At 56.7% G+C, this 13,704-nt stretch carries 13 protein-coding genes; 7 read left to right on the top strand and 6 right to left on the bottom strand.

All coding sequences use genetic code 11. The annotated features are described in order from the left end of the window. Window positions 1–38: 38 nt before the first annotated feature. From EYW42_RS16520 to EYW42_RS16505, 4 genes are all read right to left on the bottom strand, one after another. On the bottom strand, window positions 39–1,433 hold the full coding sequence (locus EYW42_RS16520) for a Cdc6/Cdc18 family protein (protein ID WP_135536508.1): 1,395 nt from the start codon (window positions 1,431–1,433) through the stop codon (window positions 39–41). 835 nt (window positions 1,434–2,268) lie between these two features. Beyond that, window positions 2,269–4,413: a type B DNA-directed DNA polymerase gene (locus EYW42_RS16515; protein ID WP_135536505.1), complete on the bottom strand. Its 2,145-nt coding sequence runs from the start codon at window positions 4,411–4,413 to the stop codon at window positions 2,269–2,271. A gap of 5 nt (window positions 4,414–4,418) precedes the next feature. Then, on the bottom strand, window positions 4,419–4,736 hold the full coding sequence (locus EYW42_RS16510) for a hypothetical protein (RefSeq protein WP_135536503.1): 318 nt from the start codon (window positions 4,734–4,736) through the stop codon (window positions 4,419–4,421). 2 nt (window positions 4,737–4,738) lie between these two features. Continuing rightward, window positions 4,739–5,707, bottom strand: coding sequence for a hypothetical protein (locus tag EYW42_RS16505; protein WP_135536501.1), 969 nt, complete (start codon window positions 5,705–5,707; stop codon window positions 4,739–4,741). A gap of 298 nt (window positions 5,708–6,005) precedes the next feature. Here EYW42_RS16505 and EYW42_RS16500 point away from each other — a divergent pair, with 298 nt between their 5' ends. Together EYW42_RS16500 and EYW42_RS16495 are read left to right on the top strand one after the other, a co-directional pair. After that, window positions 6,006–6,695, top strand: coding sequence for an SOS response-associated peptidase (locus EYW42_RS16500; protein ID WP_135536499.1), 690 nt, complete (start codon window positions 6,006–6,008; stop codon window positions 6,693–6,695). 69 nt (window positions 6,696–6,764) lie between these two features. After that, window positions 6,765–7,712 carry a DUF4268 domain-containing protein gene (locus tag EYW42_RS16495; RefSeq protein WP_135536497.1) on the top strand — a complete coding sequence of 316 codons (948 nt, stop codon included), beginning with the start codon at window positions 6,765–6,767 and terminating at the stop codon, window positions 7,710–7,712. Between the two features lie 54 nt (window positions 7,713–7,766). Here the strand turns inward: EYW42_RS16495 and EYW42_RS16490 are convergent, their stop codons facing one another. Further along, complete coding sequence (locus tag EYW42_RS16490; RefSeq protein WP_135536495.1) at window positions 7,767–8,795, bottom strand: Cdc6/Cdc18 family protein; 1,029 nt, start codon at window positions 8,793–8,795, stop codon at window positions 7,767–7,769. A gap of 233 nt (window positions 8,796–9,028) precedes the next feature. On the opposite strand from EYW42_RS16490, the gene EYW42_RS16485 reads away from it, so the two are divergent. The 5 genes from EYW42_RS16485 to EYW42_RS16465 all read left to right on the top strand — a co-directional run bounded on the left by EYW42_RS16485 (window position 9,029) and on the right by EYW42_RS16465 (window position 12,811). Beyond that, window positions 9,029–9,466: a TRAM domain-containing protein gene (locus tag EYW42_RS16485; protein WP_135536493.1), complete on the top strand. Its 438-nt coding sequence runs from the start codon at window positions 9,029–9,031 to the stop codon at window positions 9,464–9,466. Window positions 9,467–9,558: 92 nt separating this feature from the next. Further along, a complete protein-coding gene (locus EYW42_RS16480) occupies window positions 9,559–10,389 on the top strand; it encodes a type IV toxin-antitoxin system AbiEi family antitoxin domain-containing protein (RefSeq protein ID WP_135536491.1) in 831 nt (276 codons plus the stop codon). 5 nt (window positions 10,390–10,394) lie between these two features. Beyond that, the gene (locus EYW42_RS16475; protein ID WP_135536489.1) at window positions 10,395–11,198 is read left to right on the top strand and encodes a nucleotidyl transferase AbiEii/AbiGii toxin family protein; all 804 of its coding nucleotides are present in this window, start codon (window positions 10,395–10,397) and stop codon (window positions 11,196–11,198) included. Window positions 11,199–11,460: 262 nt separating this feature from the next. Continuing rightward, window positions 11,461–12,399, top strand: coding sequence for a ParA family protein (locus EYW42_RS16470; protein ID WP_135536487.1), 939 nt, complete (start codon window positions 11,461–11,463; stop codon window positions 12,397–12,399). After that, a complete protein-coding gene (locus tag EYW42_RS16465) occupies window positions 12,392–12,811 on the top strand; it encodes a hypothetical protein (RefSeq protein ID WP_010890437.1) in 420 nt (139 codons plus the stop codon). The genes EYW42_RS16470 and EYW42_RS16465 overlap by 8 nt, the downstream gene beginning before the upstream one ends. 85 nt (window positions 12,812–12,896) lie before the next feature. Here the strand turns inward: EYW42_RS16465 and EYW42_RS16460 are convergent, their stop codons facing one another. After that, on the bottom strand, window positions 12,897–13,514 hold the full coding sequence (locus EYW42_RS16460) for a class I SAM-dependent methyltransferase (RefSeq protein ID WP_135536485.1): 618 nt from the start codon (window positions 13,512–13,514) through the stop codon (window positions 12,897–12,899). Window positions 13,515–13,704: the final 190 nt, after the last annotated feature.

Here is a 13,704-nt window from a genome sequence, read left to right as displayed (position 1 = left end):
GAAAGGTTCTAGGTAGATCGAACCCTCATGATGCTTGATTAAATCTCGTAGGTTCCGTTGTGAAGTTCTGAAAGTCGTTCATCGCTCTCTACAACTGCCTTCATCACTACATCTTTGTCCTTGATAAGCTGGTGTTCCAGATAGACACCCTGTTTGTGTCCGCCACCGACTTGGTGAGACTCAGAAATTCCCATTAGCGCGAGCGTGCTGAGAATTTGGCTCACTCGATCATATGAGAGAGGATCAGCGCCGACGTCGCCACAGGTCGTCTCGTATTGACTGTAGATACCAGAGGTGCGGAAGCGGCGATTATTCGAGCCAGTCAAGCGACCGAGAGTGTAGAGAACGAGTTTAGACTGGGGTGAGGTGCTCTCGATCGTCTCCTTGACTCGATTAACCTCTGCACGCTTGACTGCTTTGTCGACATGTTCTGGATTAACGACCTCTGCATCGGTGTCGTCAGCGATATCACCAGCAATCCGTAGGACGTCAACTGCCTTTCTCGCATCACCGTGTTCATCCGCCGACCGGTCGGCAGTCTCGGTTATGACACCGTCTTGAACGACACCATCATGGAACGCGTCTCGTCGATACTCCAGGATCTGTTCAATCTGACCGCTTTGGTATGGTTCAAAGACGAAGTCCGTCGTCCGCATCGAACTCTGAACGCGTGCGTTGAGTTTTTGTCCGAAATCGATGTCGTTGCTGATAGCAATGATTCCGATATAGGCGTCGGTGTGACCAGCTTCTCGAGCCCGCGAGAGTTCATGGAGGAGCCCCTCAGCGTTATCCACCATGTCGATTTCGTCAAGGATGACAATGAGCCCATCGTAGTATTCGTCGATGATGTCGTAGGCGTAATCGTAGTACTCGGCGGAACCTAAACCGATACGAGGGATATCTATATCAGAATCAGATTTGTCGCTTAGCGCACGAGCGATTGTTCGGGCCACTCGTGTTTCGGTATTATTCTTCTTGCACTCAACGTAGACGCTAGCAGCGGGAACGTTACGTGCCGTGGCAGTATCAACGAGACGGTCAGACACGTGACGGCTGACAAGTGATTTTCCAGTTCCGGTTTCCCCATAAATGACGACGTGGTTTGGTTGTGATTCGTGAATGAGGTGTCGGATTTCTCCAGCAACCGATTGTATTTCCGTGTCACGACCGACGATGCGATCAGGGCCAGGAACTGTTCCAATCGAGAGTAAATCTCGATCTGCCCAGATATGAGTTGAAGAACCGTCTTCATCGCCTTCCCGAACGAACAACGGGTCATTTGCCGGATCGTTCGAGTCTTGTCGTTGGATTTCCTCCGAGGTCGACGAGATTTCAGAAGCAGAACTGCCCTCCCTGTTTGTATCGAAATCATTCAGCTGCTGGTCCGTGATAGACGAGTCACCTCCACCATCTGGTTCCTCGTTGTCTGTCATAGATTCATCCTGGGAAGGAACCTACTTAGTCGTTACCCCCCTGGTTCGGAATGAGATTCGTTGGATATCGGTGCTAAACAGCGGAAAATCGATAGGTGACACCGCCATACCCGATGATACCTGATTCAGAGTGAGCTGTCGTTCAAATCTGCGCCTTCTGATGTCCTCACCCTCCTGATTCGGAGTGAGCTATTTCCTAGAACGAGAGGATTGCCAGCAGCTCAAATGATCAGGGGGTTCAGATAACCCCCCTCATTCGGAATGAGGTAGTACGAGTTAGTCCATCAGCCAAGAATCGGGAATGCTATAGAGACCCCCCTGATTCGGAGTGAGCTGTTCACCGAACTAATGGACGATATTGATGCCAGCTTAATCAGGATGGAGGGAGATTGGAACTGGAAGGACACACCCCCCTGATTCGGAATGAGATACCGTAAGACTGACCGTATGGGCGCGATCTTCCAACAACCAACTAGGCGGTTCTTAACTAGGACGAGTGATTCTCTCCAAACCGCAAGATTGCGTAGACTTTCGCGGATCACTTGTCTAGTTACAACCCTAGCTTTATTACCTAGTTACGCTAAAAGCTCACTAAGTAGAATACGGCACTAGTTGGAAGTATTCGTGAATACGCCTAACACTGGAAGTACAGCTATTCTATCCTTTGAATTGAAGCAGTAGACCATACGTCGAGGGAGTATACCCAACGAACTCATTACTGCAACCTTCTCATCGGGTGGAAGCACGGCGTCTAATCAGGTGGTATGAAGGGTATAATCTCATTCCGAACGAGGGGGGTGTGTGGTCCTACTCGCATCTTGTTGTAACCGAAGGGTCAGAACGAGGTGATCTTAGTCGTTCGTGTCTTTGCCAGCCTTCGTCGAATATCCGACCGACTCCATCCAAGCGGTGAGACGACACTCTCAACAGCTCGCACCAGCTGCGTCTCGTAGTACGATGGATCATACTGATCCGTCTCTTCGTGAGCAAGGGCAACACGCTCTCGTGACGTCTTCTCGTCGTCGACGACTACGTACTCGACATCTTGGCCGGGATGGACAGCGAGATCCTGGTCGCGAGCACGCTCGAGTGCAGCCACGTTCTGGGTGTACTGCGTGTACGCCTCGACAGGCTTCGAGACTCGGTTCCGTTCGACGAGTCGGTCAGAATCGACATCGCCAGCGTGAAGCTCCGAAATCGCCCGTTCCAAGCGATTGATAACCGCATCCGAAGATTGCGTTTGACCGAGAATCTCGAGACAGTCACGCTGGACGTCTTCAATGAACTCGGGCGTGGATCGTTGTCGGGCTTCGATACCGCGTATCTTGAACTCATCCTTGCCCGCAACCTTCCCGAAATACTTCGTCAGCGCGCCGGCGTCGCTCTCGCGCTGGGGAACGAACGCCACCCACTCGTACTCGGCTTCATATTCGAGACGAATCTCGACGGTGTCCGTGATCTCGGCGGCCAACGTCTCCAGTGATTCTCGTTCGTCGTCGCTGACGTCCGGGTCTGGCGTTACCCAGATCGAGTCGACAATCCCGTGGACGACGCGCCACCCACCTGCCTCCAACCGCTGTTTCGCAGTCAGCAGGATCTCCCGAGCGAACGCGTTGATTGCTTCGTGGCACTCGATCCGCCCGAATTTCGCGTTACTGAATCCCTGATATCCGAAACACGCGACGAGAATCCACTTCAGCGCGGCCGACCGCCCCTCGAGTTCGTCGAGACGGTCCTGGTCGAGATTATCGCGCCGCTGTTCCCGATGAATATCTGCCTTGATCTCGTCGCGAGCGTCGATAATCGGTTGGAGGACGTCGACGAGGTAGCCCTGGTCGTCGCAAATCGAGTACCCGAGGCCGGGGACGTCCTCGCGATCACTGTGGCAGTCACACCGAATAACATCAGGCGAGACGTTCCGCGTGCAGATGATGTTCGGATAGAGACTCGAAAAGTCGAGTTCGTGGACGTCCTCGTGGAGGCCGACTTCGGGCGCGAAGATGAAGCCACCGCGGTCAGCGTCGTGAAGCGTGGTCATCGGCTTGTAGAACTCGTGTCGCCAGGAGTTCCACGGCGTCAGCACACCGCGCTTGTGTGCTTCACAGATCTGGATGGCAGTGAGGACGTTCCCAATCGACGCCCACGCGAGTTCCTGGATTGGCTTTTTCGACCGAGTGACGAGGTCGAGGATGCCGTCGAGGTTCGTCTCACCGAAGAAGAACGCGTTCGACTCATCGATGATAGCCCGTCCCGGCACGTTGTAGCGGGCAGGGGAGTGTCCCACCCGGCCGTAACTCGAATACGTCGACCGACCGGCGAGCTGCTGGTAGTCGACGTCGGGCCGACGACTCAGTGTGAAGTCGTCGACGCCGGCGTCGCGAGCCATCGCATAGAGCGTCGGCACGATCTTGCTCGTCGAGCACACGAGGACATCCGGGTCGAGGGTGTCGATCGCGTCTTGGACCGTCGCGAGGAGATCCACTGGAGATCCCGTGACGGTCTCGCCGTTCACGCCAAGCTCGGCGTAGGTTCCACTGTTCGTCTCGGTCACCGGGATACTGAGGTGGAGCGTCGACAGCTCGCTCGCCGGCGTTGGCTCGACATCATTTTCCAGACAGTAGCGGAACTCCCGCGAGAAGTCCACGTTGAAACAGGCGATCTCGCCGATGGGGTACTCCGAGAGCTGGCGCGTCTGACGGGCGAGCGCCGTCACCCGATCGATATGTGAGACGTCGACGGCAAGGATCCGCTCCGCATCGCGACGGAATCCGGGGTGACGGTCGACGTACTCGGTCGCGACGACGTCCGGATGGCGCTCGTAGAACGCTTGGAGTCCAGAGAGATCGACGTTAGTAGCAGGTGCGCGTGGAGCGACGTAGAACCGAGGCGTATAGTCCCGGCGCTCAGTGACTACGGCGCCGTCGGCGGTCGCTTCCCATTCGAGGACGCGGTCATCGAGGAAATCGATTTTGAACGGCATCGGTATCAGTCGTCAGCTGGCTGTCTCTGGTCGTCCATCTCGTCATGCTGCTCCTGCAACGCCTCGATTGCATCCTCGAAATCGTCGAGGCGCTCGTCATGCGCGTCGAGGCGCGACTCCTGTTCGAGATCGACGCTGAGGAGCACTGGGAGCATAGGGTTCTGGTGGTTCAACAGCCCACTCGCGTCGGCGTGCTCACGCGCGTAGGTAAATAGCCGGTCGAAAAGCGGTTGGTCGCGACGACGAAGCGCACGGCGATACTCTCCCCACCGCTCTTCGACAGCGCGGAGCGCGTCCCGAAACGTTGGATTCGTCCGCCCCATCGTCACCGTCCTCCTGTGCTGGCCCAGGCATCGAGCAGTGGGTTCGTGGTGAGTGTCGTATTCGTGCCGTCGGCCATGACGCCGGTTCCGATATCGGTAGTTCCGCCAGAATCTCCTGGGGTCGGGGGTGACGCCGGCTGGAGTCCCACCTGGTCGGCACGGGCAGTGAGCAGCTGCCGCCAGTACGCGAAGGTGGTCTGGTAGTACGCGCCGCCGTCGACGGGATAGACGAGGGTCTCGAATTCGTCACCGACGAAGCGTGGCCCCATCCGCGTCTGTTCACACTCCAGGTGCTGGTCGGCGACTGTCTGGATCGGCGCTGAGAATTCGCCGGCAGTCGTGCGCGTCACGAGGACGGGGACGTCGTAGCCCCGTGCATAGGTACTGAGACGAGCGAGAGCTCGCGTCTGGAGCGTCTGCGCGTGTTCTTCCCCCAAGGTATCGTCGCCCCGGTACTGGGCATCGAGCGCCGGGACAACGATGAGCGACGGCGTGTGTGGCGAGGTCTCCTGCTCGTGGCTCTGCCGTTCTCGTTGCGTCGCGACAGCATCCGCGGCCGTGGCTTGCTGGACGAACTGGTTGACGGCGGTCGGGAGATTGCAGAGAGCGCCGTAGTGCTGGTATGCGGTGAAGCCGCGGGCAACGTGGATTCGGTCGAGCAGCCGCTGGCTGGGCGTGAGGCGGGCAAGCGAGGTGGTTGTCGCGTGGCCGTGGGCGTCGACCCAGAAGGCCGGCCCGTCGCTCAGCAAGAGATGGTCGAGCACGAGCGACTGGAGAATTGGGACGCCACGCCCTCCCTCGATATCGAGGAGCGTGATGCCGTCATCGAGTGAGGGAAACAAGAATTCGGCAGGCGGCTGGTCGGCCGTCTCAGTGAGCGATTGTTGATTTCGGTCTGCGCCACGCGTCGGCTGGTTCACTGCCAGCTCGCTCCTCGTCGATTGTGACCGTGATGGAGATCCCTCAGGCATACCTCACTAGACGGAGAAGTATCCGATAAGGCGTGGCGTGTCGTTTCCACGTTTCATAGAACCGTGTTGTGAGTCCGTAGAATCGCCTTGCAGTATTCGGGTTCTAGCTCTCGGAACGTGCGTTTCCAGAAGCGTTTCAGGAAACGGGTTCAAGGCAGTACGGCTGTCACTATTGTTAACCAACACGCCGTAGGATAACTCCCAACTGTTGGTTAACAACGCCGAACGACTCTCCTGTTCTTGTTCCGCATCGCGTCGCTACCATACTTTGATGCTCACTCTCCTCGAGAAGAGAGATATGTGTGGGCGAAACGCGCTGTTCGCGACCCAGCAGGACCTCGAACAGCACTTCGGAGCGGAGGTCGTCACGGACGGCGGGTACGCCCCGAGATACAATATCGCCCCTGGAGAGCAGCTGGACGTTATCACCAACCGGGCTACCGACGAGATCGACCAGTACCAGTGGGGCCTCCTTCCGTCCTGGGCGAACGACCCCGGGGAGGGAATTATCAACGCCCGCTCCGAAACTGCAGCCGAGAAACGAGCCTTCCGCGATGCCTGGGACTCCCGGCCCTGTCTCGTCCTCTCGTCAGGGTTCTACGAGTGGCAGAAGCGGGACAGCGGGCCCAAGCAACCTTATCGAATCTACCGCGAGGACGCCCCGGCGTTCGCGATGGCCGGCCTCTGGGAGGTCTGGGAAGGAGAGGAATCAGCTATCCCATGCGTGACTATCCTGACGACCGAACCGAACGATCTGATGCAATCGATTCACGACCGGATGCCGGTTGTCCTCCCTGACGGCGCCGAGGAGACGTGGCTCACTGCTGGCCCGGATGAACGTGCAGATATGTGCCAGTCCTACCCGGACGACGACCTCGAGGCGTACGAGATCTCGACGCGCGTCAACAGCCCCGACAATGACGGTCCATCGGTGATTGACCCACTGGGGCACGAACAATCTGGACTCGGAGACTTCACGTCAGGGTGAAGACCTGCCGTATCAGCGTGTCCCTCACATCAAATCAATATTTACGTTCAGCCTGAGCAGGATGGAGACATGAATCCTGAGGATCTGCACTCAGTCGAATACCTAAGTGCAGACGATATCTGGGATCACGAGGAACACGACTTCACTCCGTGGATCGTCGACCACATCGACCAACTCGGCAGGACGATTGGAATTGAACTTGACGAAGTCGAACGGGAGGACGCTGTTGGAGGTTACAGCGCCGATATCACCGGGACGGAGATGAACACCGATGGGAAGGTCGTCATCGAAAACCAGTTCGGGACGACCAATCACGACCACCTCGGGAAACTCCTTACGTATGGAGCAGGCATCGATGCAGAGTTCGTTATTTGGCTCGCTGAGGAGTTCCGAGACGAGCATCGGTCGGTTCTCGAGTGGTTGAATACCAGCGCTCCAGGTGGTGCAATGTTCTTCGGGGTGAAGCCACTAGTAATGCGGCTGAATGGTGCTGAACAGCTCGGATTCGATTTCATGGTCGTTGTCGAACCGAACGACTGGGAACGCGAACTGCAGGACTCAAAGTCGTTGAGTACCAGAGAGCAGGCATACAAGAACTTCTTCTCGAACTTGACAGAAGCTTATGCAGAAGCAAACCCAAGCTGGAATCGGCTCACAGCACTACCTCAGAGCTGGTTGGGATTCGGTGCTGGAATTAGCGGGGTCGCCTTTACGTGGTCGTTCCATCAGGGTCCGGAACTGGCGACTGAGCTCTACATAGACACTGGCGACAAAGAACAGAACGAGACCATCTATACTGAACTCAAAGCAGAGCAGGACGCAATCGAATCCGAATTAGAAGATGTGGTCTGGGAGCGACTTCCCGAAAAGCAAGCCTGTCGGATTAAAGTCGCAAAACCGATCGATGACTACGTGGAGGGACTGAGCGCGATGCAAAAAGAATCCCTCGTTGAGTGGGCCGTTCAGCAAATGGACGAACTACGAGCCGGATTCGAATCTCGCCTCCAATCCGTATAACTCTCGAAGCTCCCTCGTATCTTCTCAGATCACAACTGACTGAGTATTACTGGATTAATCAGCTGGCGAGGGTGCAGCAGCTCCGATGAGCGCGTATTCGCGGTCGTGACTTGTGCCCTCGGCCTCTAAGATATTGTATTGCGTCATCTTCGACAGGTACGTGCGAATAGTACGTTTCGTCCGTGGCTCGTCGACTTTCCGCTTGTAGTGGTCGTGAATTTCACTCGGCCCGAGGGGCCCGTGTTCGCGGACGACGTCGTAGACCACCCGCTGGTGCGGGATGAGCGAGTCGAGATTCTTTTGCTTGATTTGAGCGCGAGCGTCACTCGCAGCATCGAGGAGGACGTCGTCAGTGATTCGCTCGCTGCTCTCGCGATCGGCTTTGCTCGCGGCGGTCCGGAGAATCCCAATGGCGAGGCGGGCGTCGCCTGCAGCGGCGTCGGCAATGCGGTCGAGTTGGTTATTCGTGACGACGTCCGGTTCGAGCCCCCCTTTCACGCGAGCAGCGAGGATGTCGTGGAGCTGCTCGTCGTGGTACTTGTCCATGCGGACGTGTTCGCTGGATCGAAGCCGACTCACGAGGCGGTCGTCGACGCGGCTAAACAGGTCCTCTTCTTTGTTGGCGATACAGATAACCGCGAACTGCGGGAGGCTATGCAGGTCGTAGATAACGCCCGGATCTTCGAGCTGGTCAACCTCGTCAAGGATGATGACTGTCCGTGGCCCGTCGTACTGCTGTAGCCGATCGATGAGTTCGTCATGGGGTGTCGACTGGCGATGAATATCGATGGTTTCGCCGAAATCGTCGAGGATCTGGTAGAGTGTCCGGAAGCGCGTATAGTTGCGCCAGCAATTGACGTAGGTGGCCTCGACGTCCAGGACTTCCTCGCGAAGGCGCTCGGTGACGAACTGTGAAATACAGGTTTTCCCAGTGCCGCTTGGCCCAGTGACGATAGCTGTATCCGCAGGTTCGCCATTCGTGATGGGCTCGAGAACGCTGGAGAGATGATTGACTTCGGCGTCGCGATGCTCGACTTCCCGAGGGACGAACCCGGCGCGGAGAACGCGAGCATCGCGTATCATGAATTCGGTACAAAAGTGATTCTGCGGCAGGTCATATAAGAGTGACCGGGTCGTTTCCGGAAAGGAAGCATTTGTAATTGGGTTCTACCCGGATACTGTATCGCTGGCAGGCGATTCTGCTGGAATTGCACCTCAAAGTTTTCCGGAAATTCCAGGAAACACGAGCCTTCCTGAATAGATACCTATCTTCGCAGAAGATAACCGATTAACTACTCGGGGCTGTAGGTCGGCGTATGGTTGAGGTTTCGGAGTCGCTCCAGAGTTTGTTTAGCGCAACTGTAGAAAAACGAGGAGAAACATATACGCTCGAAGTTCCGCAAACCGAGGTTGATCACGGCGCTATCTCTGCTGGTGAAACATACCGGATCGGCGTGCTCACGCAACGACAATCCTCGACGGAGACAGCTGACGAGCGCACAGCACAGGAGCAGCCCGCTCCTTCCGAACGGAATTCGGGACCACCTACCCCACCGGTCACTGAAGGGGAAGTCCGTGACGTGACGATCGAGACAGTCGGCGATCAAGGCGATGGAATCGCGAAGGTCGAACGCGGCTATGTTGTTATCATTCCAAGTGCGCAGCCCGGTGACGAGCCGACCGTCGAAATCGACCAGGTCCAAGAGAACGTCGCATTTGCCAGCGTTGTCGATGCCGGCCCTCAATCACTCTAACTAGGCTCACAATCCGGTGTCTGTCCGGCAGGGTGGAGGAGGCGCAACGTTGAAGCCTGCCGGGCTTCATATTCTATGTACGAAATGCAGGTATGAGTTCCACACAAGAGACACAAACTATACGGCAGGGACTTTCGACCCGTGAGAGCCGACTCCTCTCGCATCTCGCCGCGGAGGGCCACCAAATAATCTCGATCGACGACGTCGAGGCGACCCTCGAGGTCGCGCCTAACACCGCCCGCGAGATCGCCTCCCGCCTCACCGAGAAAGGGTGGCTGGATCGGCTTCTCCCTGGCCGATATCTCATCATCCCGCTCGCTGCTGGCGAGGAGGCCGTGTATACGACCCACGAGTATCTCATCGCGTCGCACGTCGCTGAGCCGATGTACATCGGCTACTACAGCGCCCTCAGCCATCACGGGCTGACCGAGCAGGTTCCCCGAACCGTGTACGTCATCACCCCGACGCGAGCCCAGAGTCGCGAGATTCACGGCGTCCCCTATCGCGTTGCGACCGTCACGGAACGGAAGTTCTTCGGCTACGAGCCGACGTCCATCGAGGGAACTGTCGTGAACGTCGCCGACCTGGCGAAGACGCTCGTTGACTGTGCCGACCATCCCGAGTACTGCGGTGGCATCCGGGAACTCGCAAAGGCGATGGTCGCCGCGGACGACCAGGACTGTTCGTGGGCGACGGTCGGCGAGTACCTCAAGCGACTCGACAACGGCGCGGCGACCAAGCGAATCGTCTACCTTGCCGACCAGCTGGGTATCGACCTCCCGACGCGTGAGACGCTCGTCGAGTCGTTCACGAGCGGGTATTCGCTGCTCGACCCAACGCGGAGCGAGCAGGGATCCTACGACAGTGAGTATCGCCTCCGAATTAACGTCGACCCGGGCACGCTCGGTCCGACGGAGTCCTGATTCTAATGATCAGTCAAAACCGACTCCGTGTCCTTGCCCGTGAGCTAGGTGTCCGCCAGGGCTATGCTGAGAAGAACTACGTCAATTCCTGGATTCTCTGGGGTATCTTCACGAGTGGCTTTGGCGAGAACCTCATGTTCAAAGGTGGAACGGCGCTGAGCAAACTGTACTTCCCCCAGTCGTGGCGATTCTCAGAGGATCTCGATTTCGGCGTCGAAGGCCAGTACAACGGATCAGAAGACGACCTCCGCGACGTCCTCGACACGGTAACCGAGCGCTCCGGGATTGAGTTCACCATCAGCGAGCACCATGAGTCTCGCCAGCAACACTATCCGACACACTACGTCGACATGAGCATCCAGTATCGGGCGGTGCTTGACCATCCGAATACGACCAGCCTCGACGTGATGGTCGACGAGTATATTGCGTTCGACCCGGTTCACCATACGCACTCTTACGAGGATATCCCGGAGTTCGAACTGCAGGCGTATAGTGTCGAAGAGATCTTCGCGGAGAAACTTCGGGCGATCTTCCAACGGGGTGCTGCCAGAGACTACTACGACCTCTACCAGCTCTTAGAGACCGAATCTGTTGAGATTGAGTTCGACGTTGTCCTGCCTGCCTTCGAAGCAAAGTGCGACCACGACGACCTTGACGTCGATCTCACCACGGGTCTGCCGGTGGACCAGCGCGAGGACATTCAGCGCCAGTGGGAAACCTCACTTCCAGACCTGACCGGTGATCCACCTCTGTTCGATACTGTCTGGAAGAGACTGGACGAGGCCGTCATTGACAAAGGGACGGAGTAGGTACGAATCCTCTCGCCTGTGGCACGTACTGGCCCTGCACTATTAGGGGTATTCTGAAATCGGATACTATTCCAAGATAGCATCCTATCCATAGAGAATTTTCTATCTATACTACTTATACTATTCTAACAACTCAGGCTACTTTTTCTGCTTATGCTATTCTTACTATTCGGTCTATTCATTCTATTCAGGCTATTTCAGCGATTCGGGCTATTCACTGCCCGTAGTTATAAGAGGGGATAGAGCACTATTCCAAAATAGCATGGCGGAAACGAATAGCAAGAATAGCATAGATAGCACGAATAGCCCAAATAGCCCGTACGAATCCGTGGATACAGCGGGGAATTCTCGGGCTGTCTCAGTCTGTATGCTGAAGGGTGGCGTTGGCAAGTCAACCATCGCAGTGAATCTCGCGCGTCAGCTTGCTACCCACGACCACGATGTCCTCCTCATTGACCTCGATCCGAATGGACACGCTTCAGTCGGTCTCGGGTTCGATGACCACTATCACAATACAGACGAGGGCATCGGTGAGGTATTCTTCGATGAGGCAGATCCAACCTCAGTCGTCTACGATACCGAATATGAATTCGATATCCTTCCCTCGAGCGAGGATCTCGAGCAGGTCGAGCGAGAAATCGTCGTCGGTGACGTCTTCCAACCGTCTGCTCTGTTGAAGCGCGAAGTCGTTGAGCCGCTACTTGGCGACGAATACGACTTCATCGTCACGGACTCGCCCGCATATCGCTCGCGACTGACCGACAACGCTCTCGTCGCAACGTCTAATCTTGTGCTTCCACTGGCGCCTGGGAACGAGGCGATGTCCGGACTGGAACGCACTATCGAGCGCCAGATTGCCCCGCTGCGAAAGCACATGGACGTCGACGTCCTCGCACTTGTCCCGAATATGCTGGATGGGCGTATCGACCAGCAAACGCAAGATCGCCAGCTCCTTGAACGGCTAAACTCCCACAACAGCTTGCAGGACCGTATCCCGAACTTCGCTCGAATCACGGATTGGGATGCTGTGGGCACCGGCGACATTAGTCCGACACCAGGTATCCGAGACCGAACGAGTATCACGAAAGCGTACGGTGAACGCAAACCACTGCTGGACTACGACGCCAACTGTGATCAACTGAAGAATTTCGACGAACTCGCGCACATCGTCGAGGCTGGTGAGGTGGTCCGGCATGGCTGACGACGGTGACCCGTTCGCAGATCTTAGTCAGACGCTGGATGACGATGCTGACGATCAGGACGAGACGAAGAGTGAACAGGAACCGCGCGAGCCACCCGCCTCAGACACGACAACCGAACACGTCGACGAACCGGATGAGGGGGACGTCGAGGAACTGGACCCGATGACAGATACTGCCTTCTCATACGAGGCAGCCAATCAACGGCCGTTTTACGCACGCGAAGAGACTATCGAGAACTTCGATTCCTGGTTGAACTACGAATTAGAGCGCGAGCTCAGTACCCGCGGCTATCAGAATATCGTTGTCCGTGAGATGACTGATGCGTTGCTGCGCACGGTTGTAGAGGAAGACTTGGTTGACGAGGTGGCTGAACGATTCGAGCAAGAACGAAAGAATGCGATTTCAAAATAGCCTGAATAGCATTCTATTTCCCTTTTAGGGAGGGGGACAGAGGGATGCCGATCTCTCTCCTCGGTTGTGGACATCCCAGAGTCTGCTACTTCTGCGGAATTTCCAGTCGCTCGGCAACAAGTACGCCCACCTGGTCGTGAACGCGTTCGACCGCCGTCACCACGAATCCGGCGTCGGTAAGTTCGTCAACGAGCAGTCCGATGGTTGCTGCGTCAACCCCGTGGCCGAATAACGGCTCCTCGGGGTTGGGCGAGCCGAAGAACATCGCGTCGCCGAGGACGAACCGGCGTGGGCTGAGACTGGCAATGACCTCGATGGCCTCGCGTTTCTCCTCGTCGGGAAGGTGGTGCATGGCGAAGTTCGAGACGACGATATCCACCTCGCCGTCGTACTGCGGATCGCGGAACTCGCCGTCGCCGAACTCCACGTTATCGATACTGCCGTCGTCGGCCTTCGCGCGGGCCTTCTCCAGCATCCCCTTGCTGATGTCGCGCCCGACGACATGCTCAGCGTTCTCGGCGAGCCCGAGTGCAATCAGGCCCGTGCCTGTACCGAGGTCGAGTACCACGTCGTCGGGACGTGGGTCGGCGTAGTCGATGACGAGTGAGGCGCACGCGTCGTACTCGTCGTTATGTTGCTTGTCGTCGTAGTCTGTGGCCATCTGCGAGAAGCGATTGGCGAGTTCCTTATGCTTCTTCTTCATATCTACGACATTCGACCTTTGGGGCGGTAAACGACTCGGATATCCGCTCGCAATTCCGGTCTGAAAGCCGACTCCACTTGCGGCGTCCACGCCGAACCTGTTCGGCCAAGAAACCGACGACGTCGCCGACCGCACGACAATTAGTATAGCGGTATACAATTTATGGTTGTAGATATGGCGGTATGACAGG

This window comes from Halostella pelagica, assembly GCF_004762015.1.
GTDB lineage: Archaea > Halobacteriota > Halobacteria > Halobacteriales > Natronoarchaeaceae > Halostella > Halostella pelagica.
Note: the sequence above shows the minus strand (reverse complement) of the source record. Positions and strands in the feature narration are given on the sequence as shown.